The following is a 15653-nucleotide window of genomic DNA, read 5'->3' on the forward strand; positions in this document are numbered from 1 at the left end:
TGCAAGCCGAGCGCTTCCACCTGGGGTTTTATTCTGTCTATATGCCCACCACCGACCTGTCAGGTTTGACAGTAGATTTTCCAGCGCACCAGCGCTAATTAATACTTCCAACGTTCGCTGACAACACTGTCAGCCGAATGAAAAGGGAGTAACCGCCCATGAAAAATACTTACCTCTTTGCAACGGCGATGGCCACGCTGCTGATCAGTCATGGCGCCTTGGGCCTGGATGCGAACGAGGAGATAACCCCCAGCAGCAAGGGTTACCAATATTTAGTCTACGCGGTGACCTGGCAGCCCAGTTTCTGCAAGCTCAAGCCGAAAACGTCGGGCTGCGATAAACCGCCGCAAAAGTTTCTGACCCATGGCATCTGGCCCTATAACAACAGCATCGGGCAAAAAACCAATCGTCATCCGGCCAATTGCAATACCGCGCCCAGCTGTAAATCATCCACAGAGTGCGATATCAGCGAGGACAAACTCAACCAAATTTCCGACACCCGCGCAATTGCCGGGCTAGTAACCGCCTCCCCGCAAGAAATGTTCAGATACGAGTGGAAGAAACACGGGACCTGCTCCAATCAAACTGAGACGGACTATTTCAATGACATTGTCAGACTGCGAAAAGCAGTGATGTACCTCGAGCCAATGTTTAATACCTGGATAGGTCGTAGCGTGAAGTTCGATCAACTCAAAAATGCATTCCCGACCCATGCATCTTTCCGCTGTTTTACCCTGGACGGTAAGCAGTACTTGCATGAAGTGTTCTACTCGATCTATCCGGACGGCACCCCCTATAAAGGCGATCCGTCCCTCCAGATCGGTATTCCCTGCGCGCCCGGGGAAACGCTTATCCCCAGTGGCAGTTAACCTTTCACCGTCTTGGGTGCCTTGCCTTCCTTCATCTGCTGCAGCAACGGTGCGCACTCATTGGGCTCTCCGCCACTTGGAGCGACCAAGGCGAGCAAGCCGGCGGCTGGCCCGGCGATAACGCCCAGGGCGACCATGCCTGCACCACGTAGCGCCAGCGGAATGGCTTTCACGCCAGCATTGGGCTTGATAAACGGCCCATTGACGTACAGCGGCGAGCGCAGCGAAAACAAGCGAAAGCCCTTGGACTCCGGCGTGATGGTCAGGTCCAACTGCTCCGTGGCCATGTTCGCGGTGCCGTCGATGTAGATGATGGCGTTCTCGGTATCGAACACAAACAACCGCGTGGTCGCCAGGCCCGTCTTGATGCCGAAGTCCGCCGCTGCGCAGTTGATCTTCACTTCCTCGTCGCCGAACAGGCGCCCCACGACGTAGTTGCCCACGTTGAGCCCGGCGATTTCCATCAGGCTGCGGCTGATGGCGCCATCGTTGATCAGCATCTTCAGGTCGCCGTTGGAGGTTCCCAGCAGTGCCGCCACCGAGTTGCCGCGCCCGGAAATATCGGCATCGCCGTTGAGTTCGCCGAAGCTGGTTTTCATCGGCTCAAAGGTCGGGAACAGTTGCTTGAGCTTGAAGTTGCGTGCCGTCAGCTTGGCGCTGCCTTCCATCGGCGTAATGCGACCATTCAAGCGAATCTGCGCATCGAGCTTGCCGCCGGCCACGCCGAAACGCAGGGGTTCGAGGCTCAGTTGGCCGTCGTTGAGCACCAGGTGCGTGTAGAGATCGGTGAAGGGCAAGTCGGCGCTGTGCACGATACGCTTGCCGGTGAATTCCACGTCGGCATCCATCTCGCGCCAGCGCTCGGTGCGGAACTCTTCAACCGGCAGCACTTTGGTCGCCGGTTGTTTGCTTTCACCGCCACGAGCTTTTTGCTCGGCGTTGGAATCCGCGCCAATCAGAGGCGCCAGGTCATCCATCAGCAGTTGGTTGGACACCAGCGCGCCGCTGAGCTTGGGCCGTGGCTGGCTGGCGACATAGGCCAGGTCGCCATGGATGTCGCTGTTGCCGATCTTGCCGTTGAAGTTCTCGTAGCGGAATGAGGCGCCGCTGGTTTCATGCAGCTTGGCGATCAAATGGCCGTCGGTTGAATAGGCCGGCGAATCCGGCAAGGTCACACCAGTCAACGGGTAAAGGTTACCCAGGCTGCTGCCCGAGAGTTTCAGGCGCAGGTCCAGGGCACCGAGGTTAAGCGGGTCGGTCAAGGTGCCGGCCAGGGCGATGCTGGTGTCGGCGACTTTCACCTGCGCTTGCAGCGGGAACGGCTTGGCCGCGTCCTGCAAGGCCAGCAGACCGCCGATCTTGCCGGTGCCGGCGAGCTTCTGGCCGTGATATTGGCCTTTGACCTTGAGGCCGAACGCGTAGTCCTGAGGCGCCGAGCCTTTTTCCAGCGCCTTCTTGGCATCGGCGTCCCCGACAATTTCACCAAACGGGATGGGTTTGCCCAAGGGGTCGATGATCACATCCAACTGAGTCTTGAGGGTTTGATCGTCGAGGGTCACATGGCCCTTGTCAAAGCCGATGGCGCCGATATCCACCACCCAGTTGGAGGGCTCGGCGTCGGGGTCCTTGGGATCGAACTTGAACGTCCAGTTGGCGCGGCCGTCGGCCAGGCGCTGCAACTGGGCACTGGGTTCGGTGAGGTCAATGCGCGGGATCACCACGCGCTGCACCAGCAAAGCCAGGGGTGAAATACGCAGCTCGACCTTCTTGAGCGTGACCATCTGCGGTTGTTTCGACCAATCCGGGTTGCCCAGGGTCAGGTCTTCGGCGATCACATGGGGCCACGGCACCCAGGCACGCCAGCCGCCCTCATCGGGCTCGCGCTGCCACACCACCGCGAGGTTGCCGTTGATGGCGAACGGGCGATGCAGTTCTTCGGATACCTTGGCGTTGAGCGGCGGCTTGATGCGGTTCCAGTCGAAGAACACCAGCACAAGTACCGCTATGGCAATTAACAGAACGAAGCTGGCGCAGCTCCAAGCGACGATTTTACGAGTGCGCGTCATTGCACAGGGCTCCTGAATACGACTGGCTGGGCAACAGCCTTTGACACAGCTTATAGAACTACGACTGGCAAAGTGCCGGAGGGTTTAACCCAACGGCGGATTTAGCCGAAAAAAACGATTTTCCTGATCAAGCAGACAGATTTCATCATCGACAGCGCACCATTGTTACCCAGGTTCGTGTCGAAAATACCCACTGCGGTGCAAAACCGCGTGCTTGAGAGGCTCGATCTAGAGCCTTTGCAGGGAACAATCAATTCTGTTGATTATTACCATTGTGTTTATGAACTTTTATATCGACTTATCAAGAGTAGCATTAGCCCTGTACCCACTTTATCGCCCTCCCAAGGAGCAACCATCATGAAACGCCAATTACTCGCTACCGTCCTGTTATCTGTCCTGGCTTCCAGCGCTTTCGCCCTGCCAGCCGCCGAACAGGCCACTCCACAGAACAAAGCTCAAGCCATGCAGACTAGCCAAACCGTGGCGCGTAGCGGTTCGCAAGAAGACGAAAACCGTGACTACGCCAAAGGTGCTGTCGCTGAAAATGGCTACAATCGCCTGCAAGAGAAAGGTCTGGTAGAAGGCGGTGCTGAACAAGCCAACAAACGCGCCTACACCGAAGGCGTTGCTGAAGGTGGTGCCGACCGTCTGCAAGAACTGCATCAAGCACAGAGCTAAGCCCGTGGTGGCCCAGAAAAAAGCCCGATCAGCCGATCGGGCTTTTGCTTTTATATAGACCGCGTCACGCCTCGCCCCCGCCAAGTTCGACGCCGGCAAAGCGCTTTTGCTAGAGTGCGTCGCTGTACTTGCCGACAAAGCCCATCCGCTCATGCTGCCCCGCGCCGAACAGAAGCAACAGACACGCCTTGCCTTGATGGACGCAGCCCGCCATCTGATGGAGTGTGGCCGTGGGTTTGGCAGCCTGAGCCTGCGCGAAGTGGCCAAGACAGCGGGTATTGTGCCAACTGGTTTCTATCGCCATTTTGCCGATATGGACCAGCTTGGGCTGGTATTGGTCAGCGAAGTCGGCCAGACCTTCCGTGCCACGATCCGCCTGGTGCGCCACAACGAATTCGTGATGGGCGGCATTATCGATGCCTCTGTGCGGATCTTTCTCGACGTAGTTTCGGCCAACCGTTCGCAATTCCTGTTTTTGGCCCGCGAACAGTACGGCGGCTGCCTGGCCGTGCGCCAAGCCATCGGCGCCCTGCGCGAGGACATCACCCGCGACCTGGCCGCCGACCTGACGCTGATGCCCAAATTGCAGCATCTGGATGCAGAAGGTTTACATGTGATGGCCGACCTGATCGTCAAAAGCGTGTTTGCCACCCTGCCCGATATCATCGACCCACCGGCCCATGCCCTGCCGGCCCACCTCACGCCCCAGGCGAAAATCACACAGCAACTGCGCTTTATCTTTATCGGCCTCAAGCACTGGCAAGGGCTGGGCAGTACCGAGTAATCCCTCAGCCAGCCTTGTGAAAACGCTTGGCCGTTGTGTAGTTCTTGCTCCAGTACTTATTGCTCAACGAATCGATACGCACATGCTTGCCGGTACGCGGTGAATGGATGAACTTGCCTTCGCCGATATACAGCCCGACGTGACTCACCCGCCCTCGCCCGTTGCCTTTGAAAAATACGGCATCGCCCGGTTTTAACGCTGTGCGCTTGATGGTTGCAGCGGTTGAACGGTGCATCGCCGCAGTGGTACGCGGCAGCTGAATGTTGGCTTCGGTCTTGAACAGATAGACCAGGAAACTGCTGCAATCAAACCCCTGCTCGGCAGACGTACCGCCCCACTTGTAGGGAGTGCCGAGCAGTTGATGGGCGCGGTCGATCACATCGTCGACCGAAGACGCCGCATGGCTTGAAGCGAAAGTCGGCGGCTGTTGAAGATTGGCCGAGGCTGACGAGATAACACACGACAGGCCGACAATGACTGAACAAATAAATGACTTGAACATGATGAACATCGCGGTGAATTAAACACGGCGCGAATCTTAAAGAACCATCACGTAAGCCCACGAAGGCCGATTCTCGGGTCTTTGTAGGATAAATCCTTAAAAGCGCAACGGATAATTGGATGAAAGAAATTTCATGCAGCACCAGGCTTCTTTCAGGGAAAACGCCCTTTTCCAGTGCTATAACCGCTCATGCGCACCAAATTTGAACACTCTATACAACCCGTGGATGCCCCATCCATGCACAACCACCTGCACTGACAGGAAACTCCTACGCCAATAGCAGGTTGGCAAGCCCCTTGCTCTAGCACTGCTATCGCTCATAGCTGGAAGCCTACCGATGCTGGTGATCCACCGCCGAATCGCCCCCCAAGCCCTCTGGGCCGCTGAGTTGCTGCTGAACTTCGAAGCCCGCAGCAAAAGCCGCCTGCGCTGTTTCAGTGCCGACGGTGAAGACGTCGGCCTGTTTTTGGAGCGTGGACAGCCGCCCTTGCACGATGGCGAGTTCCTACAAGCTGAAGACGGACGTGTCGTACGCGTTTGCGCCCGCCCTGAACAACTGCTGCACGTCACTTGCCGCAACGCCTTTGAACTGACCCGCGCTGCCTATCACCTGGGTAACCGCCATGTGGCCCTGCAAGTCGGCGACGGCTGGCTGCGCCTGCTCGACGACTACGTGCTCAAGGCGATGCTGGAACAGTTGGGCGCCGACACGCAAACCATCGAGGCGCCGTTCCAGCCGGAACATGGCGCCTACGGCGGCGGCCATCATCATTCGCGCCATGGCGACGAAGACTTCAACTACCCGCCCAAGCTGCACCAGTTCGGCGTACGTCTATGAACCCAGCCTGGGCGCTGTTGCGCCTGGCCAGTCCGCAGTTGCCGATTGGCGGCTACAGCTATTCCCAGGGCCTGGAAATGGCTGTGGACAACGGCCGCGTACAGGATGCCGCGAGCGCAGGGCGCTGGATCAGCGATCAGTTGCTGCTCAACCTTGCGCGCTTCGAAGCGCCGCTGTTGCTCGGCCATTGCCGCGCGGCCGCTGAACAGGACTGGCCTGGGCTGGCGCAATTGTGCGAAGAACACCGCGCCAGCCGTGAGACCCGCGAGCTGTATCAGGAGAGCCGGCAAATGGGTTACTCCCTGCAGCAACTGCTCAATGGCTTACCGGAACTGGACAGCGCCGCCCGTGAGTTCCTTGCACAACGCGGCGAACCGCACCTGGCTCTTGGCTGGGCCCTGGCCGCCCGCGCCTGGCACATCAGCCCCAACGATGCCCTCGCCGCGTGGCTGTGGAGCTGGCTGGAGAACCAATTGGCCGTGCTGATGAAAACCCTGCCACTGGGCCAGCAAGCCGCGCAACGCCTGACCAGCGAACTGCTGCCCTTGCTACAGCAAGCCCAGCAGGACGCCGAGCGCATTGACCCTGCGCGGTTGGGCAGCGCCGCCTTTGGCCTGTCCCTGGCGTGCATGGCCCACGAACGCCAGTACAGCCGCCTGTTTCGTTCCTGAACGTTTTTTATTGTGGAGAAGCACATGAACACACAACCCCTGCGCGTCGGAATCGGCGGCCCGGTGGGCTCCGGCAAGACCGCCCTGACCCTGGCCCTGTGCCTGGCGCTGCGTGATCGCTATAACCTGGCGGTGGTCACCAACGACATCTATACCCGCGAAGACGCCGACTTTCTGGTACGTAACAAGGCACTGGCGCCGGAGCGCATCATCGGCGTGGAGACCGGCGGCTGCCCGCACACGGCGATTCGCGAAGATGCTTCGATCAACCTTGAGGCCGTGGACCAGCTCAACCGCCGCTTTCCCGGCCTGGACCTGATCCTGGTGGAGTCCGGCGGCGACAACCTGTCAGCCACCTTCAGCCCGGAACTCTCAGACCTGACCATTTATGTGATCGATGTGTCCGCTGGTGACAAGCTGCCACGCAAAGGCGGGCCCGGTATTTGCAAATCCGACTTGCTGGTGATCAACAAGATCGACCTGGCCCCGCTGGTGGGCGCCTCGCTGGAGTTGATGAACAGCGACACCCAGCGGATGCGCAACGGCAAACCCTTTGTGTTCAGCAACCAGAAAACCGGAGTCGGCCTGGACGACATCGTCGCCTTCATCGAACGCCAGGGCTTGCTGACCGCCGCCTGATCAACCCATAAGGAACCTGTCCATGAGCCTCAACAAACTCTTCGCCGCTGCCGCGCTGCTGCTGGCCCCTGCCCTGGCCTTCGCGCACCCTGGCCACGGCGACAATGGCCTGGTGGCCGGCATCAGCCATCCCTTGGGCGGCCTCGATCACTTGCTGGCCATGGTTGCGGTCGGCCTGTGGGCGGCCCAACAGAAAGGCGTCGCGCGCTGGGCACTGCCATGCACCTTCGTGGGCACCATGCTGATCGGCGGGGTGTTGGGTTTTGAAGGGCTGCAATTGCCGGCGCTGGAAAGCGGGATTGCCGCTTCGGTGCTCGCCCTGGGCCTGGCCGTGGCACTGGCAGTGCGGCCGCCGCTGTTCATGGCGGTGGGCGCCACGGCGTTGTTTGCGTTGTTTCACGGCGTGGCCCATGGCCTTGAACTGCCGGACATGACCAGCCCTTGGGCGTATGCCATTGGGTTTGTGGGTGCGACTGCGGCGTTGCATGCCGCCGGTTATGCAGTGGTGCGCTTTTTGCCAGCGGCTGCAGCACCCTTGGTGCGGGTGGCCGGGGCGGCTTCGGCAGCGACTGGGGTGTGGTTGTTGGCGGGCTGATCGTCAGCGACTGCAAGGACCTCATCGCAGGCAAGCCAGCTCCCACATTTGAGAGGGTTCACACTTCAAAAATGTGGGAGCGGGCTTGCCCGCGATAGTGCCAGTACAAACACCACCGATCCCAAGCCTGCTACCATGCGCGGCAAACACCCCTGCCGTGACGACGCCAGCCAATGCCCATCGCTTCCCCCTCTTCCCTGACGCCTGTGCTCACGCACTTCCATGACCTGATCGTGCCCCTCTGGCAAGGTCCGGGTTGGAATGCCGACCTCGCACTGCCCTTTGAGGCACTGGATGCCGATCATCAACCATTGCCCCCACAACGCTATCGCGCCATGGCGTGCGCCCGGCAGCTGTACCTGTTCGCCAGCCTGATCGGCGAGCCAGGTGCGGCCTTTGCCGATGAACGGGCGGCGGCGCTGTTCCGCTCCCTGCAGCGGCACTTCCATGATGCCGAGCACGGCGGCTGGTTCTACAGCATCGACCCGGCCGGCCAACCGCTGGACAAGCGCAAGGACCTCTACACCCACGCGTTCATCATCTTTGCCTGTGCCCATTACTGGGCCAAGGTGCGTGAACCCTTGGTGGAGTCAGTGCTCAACGCCGCACTGGAAGTTGTGGCTCAACGCTTTGCCACGGGCGATGGCTTGTATGAGGCGGTACTTGAGCGCAACTGGGCCTCGCTCAAATCCGGCCCGTTGCAAAACCCGCTGATGCACTTGGCCGAGGGCTTCCTCGCCACCCTCGCGGTACGCGAGGACGCGCAGGTACAAGCGGCACTGCTGGCACTGGCGACGGCCATGCAGCAACGCTTCATCGACCGCGAGCACGGCGTGATGCTGGAGAAACCGCTGGGCGCTGTGGATAACTGGTTTGAGCCAGGGCACCAGTTCGAATGGTTCTTTTTGCTGGAATCCTCAGAGGTGCTGCGCGGCACGCCGCTGCATGCATCACTGACACGGGCGTTTGCCTATGCCGAGCAAAAGGGTGTGGATAAGTTAAGCGGTGCGGTCAGTGGCATGTTGGCACTCGATGGCACGGTGCGCGACGGCACTCAGCGCATCTGGGCCCAGGCGGAATACCTGCGAGCACTGACCTTGCGTCCCGGCAGCGAGACGGTGCTGCAACGTCAATTGCTGGCGCTGCAACAGCGTTTTCTGCATGCAAAGGGCTGGCATGAATGCCTGGATGCCGACGGTAAGGTGAGCCGGCGGGATATGCCTTCTACCACCCCTTATCATTTGGCGACTTGCTATCAGGGTCTGGTCCAGCATCTGGGCTGACCTGCAAGGCCCCATCGCAGGCAAGCCAGCTCCCACACCTTAATGTGCGAACCCAATCAATGTGGGAGCTGGCTTGCCTGCGATAGCCTCACCTCGGTCTAACAGACGTTATGCAATCCACTTGCGATCGCCCGTAAAACTGATCGTCAACCAACGCGCCGCATCCGGCGTGCCCAGCCCTGTGGATATCTCTTCGCGCAACCTGTCGAGGGTCGCGACCTTATCCACTGGGTAATCGGCCGGCAGCACTACATGAATCTCGATAAACCGCGCCCGCCCGTGCTTCTGCACATAGGACACGTAGTCATCGAAACCATGCCTGGCCTGCGCCGCATCCATCACTTCGCGTACTTTATCGTCCAGGTGATCCGGCGCGATCCCCAGCACTTCACGCAACGCCGGGCGCAGGATCTTGAACGCTGGCGCCAGCATACTCAGGGCCAACAGGATCAAAATCAGCGGGTCGACGTACACCGCCCATTCGCCATAGCCCTGGGACTTGAGCAGCAGTGCGGCAAGGAAGCTGATCAGCAAGCCCACCGACAGCATTGCGTCCACCAGCCAACTGATGTTGTCGAACTGGATCAGCGACGATTTAAGCGTGCGGTTGCGGTAGCGCACATAAAAGAAGTAGGCGAACTCCACGACGGTAAACACCGCCGCATAAATGATCACCAGCCCCAACTCGATCTCGCGCCCGCCGTTGATGATGCCGAACACACCATTGAGGAACGCGTAGATGGCGATCAGCAGCAGGAAACTGCCTTCGATCAACAGCACCATCGGTTCCAGGTGCCAATAGCCGAACTGGAAGCGCTCGTTGCTTTTCTTGGCGATCAGCTTGGCCGTGATCAGCATCAGCACCTTGATGGCGGTGGCGATCAGCGAGAAAAAGCCGTCGAATAAAATGGATTGGGCGCCGGATATGACACCCGTGACAATCCCGGCGATCGCCACGGCGAACATCAGGATGGTCGATTGTTTGAGCAGTGCCTGCTCACCTCGGTTACTCACATTTCCTCCTGTCAAAACCTTTAAACCGCACAGTGCGAAGGGTTTTCAGGAGCGGAGTGTACCTTATGCCGCATTTTGGCCGATTTGCCGCACTTAAAAGCTATCGGAAAACATTGTGGCGAGGGAGCTTGCTCCCTCGCCACAGAAGCGATCGCCTTAGCCCTTGGCCCCCCGCTCAATCGCAAACCCAGCCCAGGTCTGGCTCACAGGCATCAGCTCCAACCGGTTGATATTCACGTGCGCCGGCGTATTCATCACCCAGAAAATCGTGTCGGCAATATCCTGCGGCTGAATCGGCTCGGCACCTGCGTAGGTGGCGTCATAACGCGCCTGGTCACCGCCAAAGCGCACCAGCGAGAACTCGCTCTCGCAAAGGCCCGGCTCGATGTTGGTCACACGCACGCCAGTGCCTTGCAGGTCGCAACGCAGGTTCAGCGAGAACTGCTTTACGAACGCCTTGGAGCCGCCATACACATGGCTGCCGGGGTACGGGTAGTTACCGGCGATGGAACCCAGGTTGATGATCCCCGCACCCCGGCCATGAGCAATCAGGCGCGGCAGCAGCAGGTTGGTAGTGGTCAGCAGGCCCTTGATATTGGTGTCGACCATGGTTTCCCAGTCGTCGAGGTCGCACTTGGGGGCCGGATCAGTGCCCACGGCCAGGCCAGCGTTGTTGATCAGGCCACGCAGTTTGGCGAACGACGGCGGCAAGTTGGCGATGGCCTCCTCCATGCCTTTGCGATCGCGCACATCCACCACCAGGCCATGCACTTCGGTCTGCCTGGAAAGTTCTTCGACCAAGGCATTCAAGCGCTCGGCACGACGACCGGTGAGCACCAGTTTCCAGCCGGCTTCGGCAAAACGACGGGCACAGGCCTCGCCGAAACCTGAAGTAGCGCCAGTAATGAATAGCGTGTCGGACATGGTGTTCTCCTTGAGTGCATCGGGGAAAAAAGTTGCCAGCAGAATGCCCTTCCGCCGCGGCTGCGGCAACCGCTACGCACGTAACTTCACACGCAACTGTGCGTTTTTTAACCACCCCAAGAAAAGCCTTATAAACCGTGGCCTGCAGCCATATGCGCGCAGGTTATCCACAACTGCACCCACAGTCTTTGGGGGCAAGTGCAAATCGCTCGAAGCCACTGTGTACAAGGCTTGCAGGCGTTTTTAGAAAGTTTTTTGCTTGACCTTGGCTGGGGCGTATGTAGCCCCTGAAAAATTCGGAAAAACGCAACGATGGCTTCAGGCCAGTCATTCCGGCCCCTGCGGGCGTCTTTCCAGAGTTTAGTCACAGACTTATCCACAGGCTGGATGGACATATTCCGGTCATATACCTGTGTCTTTAAACAGGTTGACAAAGCCGGTAGAGGGTCGAGAAAAAGCCGCCGATCAAAAAACAACCACAACGCTACAGACCCCGTATTCAAAGGCTTTCAGCCAAGTACACCCACGTTACCCACAGCCGGTTCCACAGTGGATGGGGACAAGTCAAAACTGTGACAAAACAGGGATTTGCGGCGGCTATATGTCGCGCTTTGGAGGTGGGCTGGATTTGTTTTCCACAATTTGGTGGAGGGCTTGTTGACACCGCAAAAACAAATGTGGGAACCGGGCCTTGGGTGGGAGCTGGCTTGCCTACGATGCAGCCACCTCGGTATGCCAGCTAAACCGAGGTGATGCTATCGCGGGCAAGCCCGGCTCCCACATAAGGCCAGGTTCCCACGGGGTGATGTGTCTGGACTTGAGGTCAGTGACCGCCCAGGTAGGCGTTGCGCACTTCCTCGTTCACCAGCAGCTCTTTACCGGTGCCCGTCAGGCGAATCTCGCCATTGACCATCACATACGCCCGATCCGACAAGCGCAGCGCATGGTTGGCGTTCTGCTCCACCAGGAAGATGGTCATCCCGGTAGACGCCAGCTCGCGCAGGGTAGAAAAGATCTGCTTCACCACAATCGGCGCCAGTCCCAGGCTTGGCTCGTCGAGCAGCAACAGTTTGGGCCGGCTCATCAGCGCACGAGCGATGGCGAGCATTTGCTGCTCGCCGCCGGACATGGTCATGGCGCGCTGGTTACGCCGCTCCTTGAGCCTGGGGAACAGCTCGAACATGCGTTGCATATCCTCGCTGGCAAACTTGTCGCCAATGGGGATGGTGCCCATCAGCAGGTTTTCCTCGACGGTCATGTCGGGGAACACCCGCCGCCCTTCCGGCGACTGCGCAATGCCGTTGGAGGCGATGTAGTGGGACGACTTGTGGGTAATGTCGACGCCGTTGTACAGAATCTGCCCCGACTCGGCCCGAGGCTGGCCGAAGATCGACATCAGCAGCGTGGACTTTCCCGCGCCGTTGGAGCCGATCAGGCTGACGGTTTCGCCTTCGTTGATGTGCAGCGAGACTTTCTTCAACGCCTGGATCGGGCCGTAGAACACGTCCAGGTCCTTCATTTCGAGGATAGGTGCGCTCATACCAACTCCTCTTCGTCCGCGCCCAGGTAGGCGGCGATCACTTTCGGGTCGTTGCGGATCGCGTCGGGGCCGCCTTCGGCGATCACGTTGCCGTGGTCCAGCACCACAATGTGGTCGGAAATACTCATCACCATGCCCATGTCGTGTTCGATCAGCACCACCGTGAGGTCGTGTTCGTCGCGCAGCAGGCGAATCATCGCGCTGAGGGCTTCGGTTTCCTGAGGGTTGAGGCCCGCTGCCGGTTCGTCCAGGCAGATGATCTGCGGCCGCGTGCACATGGCGCGGGCGATTTCCAGGCGGCGCTGCTGGCCATAGGAGAGCTCGCCAGCCAGGCGGTTGGCGCAGTCCACCAGGTCCACAACCTCCAGCCAGTAGAACGCACAGTCCAGGGCATCACTTTCAGCCTTGCGGTAGCCCTTGGTATTGAGGATGCCCGCGAGCATGTTGCGGTTGACCCACATGTGCTGGGCCACCAGCAGGTTTTCCAGCACCGACATTTCCTTGAACAGGCGAATGTTCTGGAAGGTCCGTGCCAGGCCGGCGCGGTTTACCAGGTGGGTGCCGCCGAACATCTTGTAGTACACGCGGCTGAGGAAGCTTTTGGGCGACACGAAGTCGGTGGCCTCAAAGCGCTCACCCAACAACTGGATGACGTTGGTTTGCTTGCCGCGCACGTTGAGTTCGATCTTGCCGCCGCTGGCTTTGTAAAAGCCGGTGAGGCAGTTGAACACCGTGGTTTTGCCGGCGCCGTTGGGGCCGATCAGGGCAAATATCGAGTTGCGTTCGACCTTGAGGCTGACATCGCTCAGGGCCTTAATGCCACCGAAGTGCATCATCAGGTGTTCGACAGATAGCACGACTTCCTTGCTCATGGCGCTACCCCCTTGCGTGGCGTCACACCGGTGCGGCTGATCCGAATCAAGCCACGCGGTCTCCAGATCATCATCACCACCATCAACACGCCAAACAGCAGCACGCGGTATTCGGAGAAGCTGCGCAGCAATTCAGGCGCCACGGTCAGCACGAATGCCGCAATCACCACGCCGACTGTCGAGCCCATGCCGCCCAACACCACGATGGCGAGGATCAAAGCCGACTCGAAGAAGGTAAACGACGACGGGTTGACGAAGCCCTGGTAACTGGCAAAGAACACCCCGGCCAAACCTGCGGTTGAAGCGCCGATGGTGAACGCCGAGAGCTTGACCAGCACGTGGTTCAGGCCCATGGAGCGGCAGGCGATTTCATCTTCACGCAAGGCTTCCCAAGCACGACCGACTGGCATACGCGTGAGGCGATGCTTGATGTACAGCACGGCCAGCACCACCAGAAACAGCACGATGTAGATGAACATGAACTTGATGTTGGGGTTGTAATCGATGCCGAAGAACTCGTGGAACGGGATGCCGCCATCTTTGGCACGCTTGCCGAACTCAAGGCCCAGGAACGTCGGCGAAGGCACCGGCATACCGTTGGGGCCGCCGGTGAACGACAGCCAGTTGTTGAGCACCAGGCGAATGATTTCACCAAAGCCCAGGGTCACGATGGCCAGGTAGTCACCGTGCATTCGCAGCACCGGGAAGCCGAGTATGCACCCCGCCAGTGCCGCCGCGATTGCCGCCAGCGGCAGCACCGTCCAGAACCCCAGGCCGAGGTATTGATAACCCAGCGCCAGGCCGTAGGCACCGATGGCATAGAACGCCACGTAACCCAGGTCGAGCAGGCCGGCCAGGCCCACCACGATGTTCAGGCCAAGGCCGAGCAACACGTAGATCAGCCCGAGAATCACCACGGTCAGCAGGTATTTGTTGGCGAAGATCGGGAACACGATGGCGATCACGATCAACGCCGGGATGATCCAGCGCAACCGCGATTTGTAGTCCGGTGGCAGCACGTGCACACCCGAGCCGCTGCTTTCAAAACCCTGCAGAATCTTCACGCCCTTGGGGGTTTGCAGGAACAGGCTGAGGGCAAAACGGCCGGCCATGACGATGGCGACCAACGTGGCAACGCGCAGCGGCTCCAGGTTGAAGCTGTAGCCGTCGAGCAGTACGCCGACGATGGGCCCGAACACGATCAGCGAAATCAGCCCGGCGAGGACCGTATCGACCACACTTTTCTTGATATCGATAGATTTGGCAGCAGACATGTTTACACCTTCGCCACGAGTGGGCGACCAAGCAGGCCCTGGGGACGGAAAATCAGAATCACCACCAGCAGGGAGAAACTGAACACATCTTTGTAGTCAGAGTTGATCAACCCCGAGAACAGCGACTCGGAGATACCAAGGATGATCCCGCCCAGCATCGCCCCAGGCAGGGAGCCGATGCCGCCGAGTACCGCCGCGGTAAACGCCTTGATGCCGATGATGAAGCCGGCATAGAAGTCGAAGGTGCCGTAGTTGAGGGTGATAAGCACGCCGGCCAGGGCAGCCATGGCCGCGCCGATGACGAACACGTAGGAGATCACCCGGTCGGTGTTGATGCCCAGGATCGAGGCCATCTTGCGGTCTTGCTGGGTGGCGCGGCACATGCGACCCAGCTTGGTGTACTTGATGATGTAGGTGAGCAACGCCATGCCGGCGAATGCCGCCACTAGGATGAACACTCTGGTGTAGGTCAGTTGCACGAAGCCAGTGCCGATATCGACGCGCCAGGCGCCGGCCAGCAGGGTCGGGATACCTTGTTGCTTGGCGCCCTGGGCGATCTGTGCGTAGTTCTGCAGGATCAGCGAGATGCCGATGGCGCTGATCAGCGGAGCCAGTCGGGTGGAGTTGCGCAACGGTTTATAGGCGACCCGTTCAATGACCCAACCGTACACGCCGGTGACGACCACGGTGAAGATCAAGGTGCCGAGAATGAGCAGCGGGAAGGATTCGATGCCGAAGTAAGCCAGCAGTGCCAGACTGATCGCCGCGAGGTAAGCGGAAATCATATAAACCTCGCCGTGGGCGAAGTTGATCATGCCAATGATGCCATAGACCATTGTGTAGCCGATGGCGATCAGGCCATAGACCGACCCGAGGGTCAGGCCGTTGACCAGTTGCTGCAGGAAAATACCATCCATAACGCAATCTCACGCGGTGAGCACCTGCACACCTGTCGGTGTGCGGCGCTTCTGGAGGAAAAAACAGATCTCAATAACAACACCGTTTCCCTGTGGGAGGGGGCTTGCTCCCGATTTCGGTGGGTCAGTCATGCATGTGTTGGCTGACACTGCGCTATCGGGAGCAAGCCCCCTCCCACATTGGAAG

Annotated in this window: 16 protein-coding genes; 8 read left to right on the plus strand and 8 right to left on the minus strand. The window is 59.3% G+C overall.

What is annotated here, in order from left to right; all coding sequences use genetic code 11:
- Nucleotides 1–158: 158 nt before the first annotated feature.
- Nucleotides 159–869 (plus strand): hypothetical protein, encoded by a 711-nt coding sequence (locus tag J1G33_RS21815; protein ID WP_050549358.1) that lies wholly within the window; start codon nt 159–161, stop codon nt 867–869.
- On the opposite strand, the gene J1G33_RS21820 is transcribed toward J1G33_RS21815, so the two are convergent.
- The gene (locus J1G33_RS21820; RefSeq protein ID WP_032878160.1) at nt 866–2935 is read right to left on the minus strand and encodes an AsmA family protein; all 2070 of its coding nucleotides are present in this window, start codon (nt 2933–2935) and stop codon (nt 866–868) included. The two genes, J1G33_RS21815 and J1G33_RS21820, sit on opposite strands and share 4 nt — an antisense overlap.
- A 357-nt stretch (nt 2936–3292) precedes the next feature.
- On the opposite strand from J1G33_RS21820, the gene J1G33_RS21825 reads away from it, so the two are divergent.
- Together J1G33_RS21825 and J1G33_RS21830 are read left to right on the plus strand one after the other, a co-directional pair.
- The gene (locus tag J1G33_RS21825; RefSeq protein WP_005784302.1) at nt 3293–3613 is read left to right on the plus strand and encodes a hypothetical protein; all 321 of its coding nucleotides are present in this window, start codon (nt 3293–3295) and stop codon (nt 3611–3613) included.
- Nucleotides 3614–3764: 151 nt separating this feature from the next.
- Complete coding sequence (locus J1G33_RS21830) at nt 3765–4397, plus strand: TetR family transcriptional regulator (protein WP_005784300.1); 633 nt, start codon at nt 3765–3767, stop codon at nt 4395–4397.
- 4 nt (nt 4398–4401) lie between these two features.
- Here the strand turns inward: J1G33_RS21830 and J1G33_RS21835 are convergent, their stop codons facing one another.
- Nucleotides 4402–4899, minus strand: a complete 498-nt coding sequence (locus tag J1G33_RS21835) for a C40 family peptidase (RefSeq protein WP_148852897.1) — start codon at nt 4897–4899, stop codon at nt 4402–4404.
- 337 nt (nt 4900–5236) lie between these two features.
- Here J1G33_RS21835 and ureE point away from each other — a divergent pair, with 337 nt between their 5' ends.
- The 5 genes from ureE to J1G33_RS21860 all read left to right on the plus strand — a co-directional run bounded on the left by ureE (nt 5237) and on the right by J1G33_RS21860 (nt 8925).
- Nucleotides 5237–5737: an urease accessory protein UreE gene (ureE, locus tag J1G33_RS21840; protein ID WP_005784297.1), complete on the plus strand. Its 501-nt coding sequence runs from the start codon at nt 5237–5239 to the stop codon at nt 5735–5737.
- A complete protein-coding gene (locus J1G33_RS21845) occupies nt 5734–6408 on the plus strand; it encodes an urease accessory protein UreF (protein ID WP_223018728.1) in 675 nt (224 codons plus the stop codon). The genes ureE and J1G33_RS21845 overlap by 4 nt, the downstream gene beginning before the upstream one ends.
- Nucleotides 6409–6432: 24 nt before the next feature.
- Nucleotides 6433–7047, plus strand: coding sequence for an urease accessory protein UreG (gene ureG, locus J1G33_RS21850; RefSeq protein ID WP_005784294.1), 615 nt, complete (start codon nt 6433–6435; stop codon nt 7045–7047).
- A gap of 22 nt (nt 7048–7069) precedes the next feature.
- Nucleotides 7070–7642, plus strand: coding sequence for a HupE/UreJ family protein (locus J1G33_RS21855; RefSeq protein WP_032878162.1), 573 nt, complete (start codon nt 7070–7072; stop codon nt 7640–7642).
- Between the two features lie 173 nt (nt 7643–7815).
- Complete coding sequence (locus tag J1G33_RS21860) at nt 7816–8925, plus strand: AGE family epimerase/isomerase (protein ID WP_032878163.1); 1110 nt, start codon at nt 7816–7818, stop codon at nt 8923–8925.
- A 108-nt stretch (nt 8926–9033) separates the two neighbouring features.
- Here the strand turns inward: J1G33_RS21860 and J1G33_RS21865 are convergent, their stop codons facing one another.
- The 6 genes from J1G33_RS21865 to J1G33_RS21890 all read right to left on the minus strand — a co-directional run bounded on the left by J1G33_RS21865 (nt 9034) and on the right by J1G33_RS21890 (nt 15466).
- Entirely contained in the window at nt 9034–9939 is a 906-nt protein-coding gene (locus tag J1G33_RS21865) for a cation diffusion facilitator family transporter (RefSeq protein ID WP_005784289.1), read from the minus strand.
- A 156-nt stretch (nt 9940–10095) separates the two neighbouring features.
- The gene (locus J1G33_RS21870) at nt 10096–10863 is read right to left on the minus strand and encodes an SDR family oxidoreductase (RefSeq protein ID WP_186562749.1); all 768 of its coding nucleotides are present in this window, start codon (nt 10861–10863) and stop codon (nt 10096–10098) included.
- Between the two features lie 823 nt (nt 10864–11686).
- Nucleotides 11687–12403, minus strand: coding sequence for an ABC transporter ATP-binding protein (locus tag J1G33_RS21875; RefSeq protein ID WP_005784287.1), 717 nt, complete (start codon nt 12401–12403; stop codon nt 11687–11689).
- Nucleotides 12400–13275: an ATP-binding cassette domain-containing protein gene (locus J1G33_RS21880; RefSeq protein WP_005784285.1), complete on the minus strand. Its 876-nt coding sequence runs from the start codon at nt 13273–13275 to the stop codon at nt 12400–12402. Before J1G33_RS21880 ends, J1G33_RS21875 begins: the two co-directional genes overlap by 4 nt.
- On the minus strand, nt 13272–14549 hold the full coding sequence (gene livM, locus J1G33_RS21885) for a high-affinity branched-chain amino acid ABC transporter permease LivM (RefSeq protein WP_223018729.1): 1278 nt from the start codon (nt 14547–14549) through the stop codon (nt 13272–13274). Before livM ends, J1G33_RS21880 begins: the two co-directional genes overlap by 4 nt.
- A gap of 2 nt (nt 14550–14551) precedes the next feature.
- Nucleotides 14552–15466, minus strand: coding sequence for a branched-chain amino acid ABC transporter permease LivH (locus tag J1G33_RS21890; RefSeq protein ID WP_223018730.1), 915 nt, complete (start codon nt 15464–15466; stop codon nt 14552–14554).
- Nucleotides 15467–15653: the final 187 nt, after the last annotated feature.

Source organism: Pseudomonas sp. P867, assembly GCF_019891455.1.
Lineage (GTDB): Bacteria > Pseudomonadota > Gammaproteobacteria > Pseudomonadales > Pseudomonadaceae > Aquipseudomonas > Aquipseudomonas synxantha_A.

Excerpts from the sequence above, each read along its gene's own strand:
- J1G33_RS21815 (WP_050549358.1), top strand. The coding sequence starts at position 159 with ATGAAAAATACTTACCTCTTTGCAACGGCGATGGCCACGCTGCTGATC.
- J1G33_RS21825 (WP_005784302.1), top strand. The coding sequence starts at position 3,293 with ATGAAACGCCAATTACTCGCTACCGTCCTGTTATCTGTCCTGGCTTCC.
- J1G33_RS21880 (WP_005784285.1), bottom strand. The coding sequence starts at position 13,275 with ATGAGCAAGGAAGTCGTGCTATCTGTCGAACACCTGATGATGCACTTC.
- ureG (WP_005784294.1), top strand. The coding sequence starts at position 6,433 with ATGAACACACAACCCCTGCGCGTCGGAATCGGCGGCCCGGTGGGCTCC.
- J1G33_RS21875 (WP_005784287.1), bottom strand. The coding sequence starts at position 12,403 with ATGAGCGCACCTATCCTCGAAATGAAGGACCTGGACGTGTTCTACGGC.
- J1G33_RS21830 (WP_005784300.1), top strand. The coding sequence starts at position 3,765 with ATGCTGCCCCGCGCCGAACAGAAGCAACAGACACGCCTTGCCTTGATG.
- J1G33_RS21890 (WP_223018730.1), bottom strand. The coding sequence starts at position 15,466 with ATGGATGGTATTTTCCTGCAGCAACTGGTCAACGGCCTGACCCTCGGG.
- J1G33_RS21820 (WP_032878160.1), bottom strand. The coding sequence starts at position 2,935 with ATGACGCGCACTCGTAAAATCGTCGCTTGGAGCTGCGCCAGCTTCGTT.
- J1G33_RS21845 (WP_223018728.1), top strand. The coding sequence starts at position 5,734 with ATGAACCCAGCCTGGGCGCTGTTGCGCCTGGCCAGTCCGCAGTTGCCG.
- J1G33_RS21860 (WP_032878163.1), top strand. The coding sequence starts at position 7,816 with ATGCCCATCGCTTCCCCCTCTTCCCTGACGCCTGTGCTCACGCACTTC.
- livM (WP_223018729.1), bottom strand. The coding sequence starts at position 14,549 with ATGTCTGCTGCCAAATCTATCGATATCAAGAAAAGTGTGGTCGATACG.
- J1G33_RS21855 (WP_032878162.1), top strand. The coding sequence starts at position 7,070 with ATGAGCCTCAACAAACTCTTCGCCGCTGCCGCGCTGCTGCTGGCCCCT.
- J1G33_RS21835 (WP_148852897.1), bottom strand. The coding sequence starts at position 4,899 with ATGTTCAAGTCATTTATTTGTTCAGTCATTGTCGGCCTGTCGTGTGTT.
- ureE (WP_005784297.1), top strand. The coding sequence starts at position 5,237 with ATGCTGGTGATCCACCGCCGAATCGCCCCCCAAGCCCTCTGGGCCGCT.
- J1G33_RS21870 (WP_186562749.1), bottom strand. The coding sequence starts at position 10,863 with ATGTCCGACACGCTATTCATTACTGGCGCTACTTCAGGTTTCGGCGAG.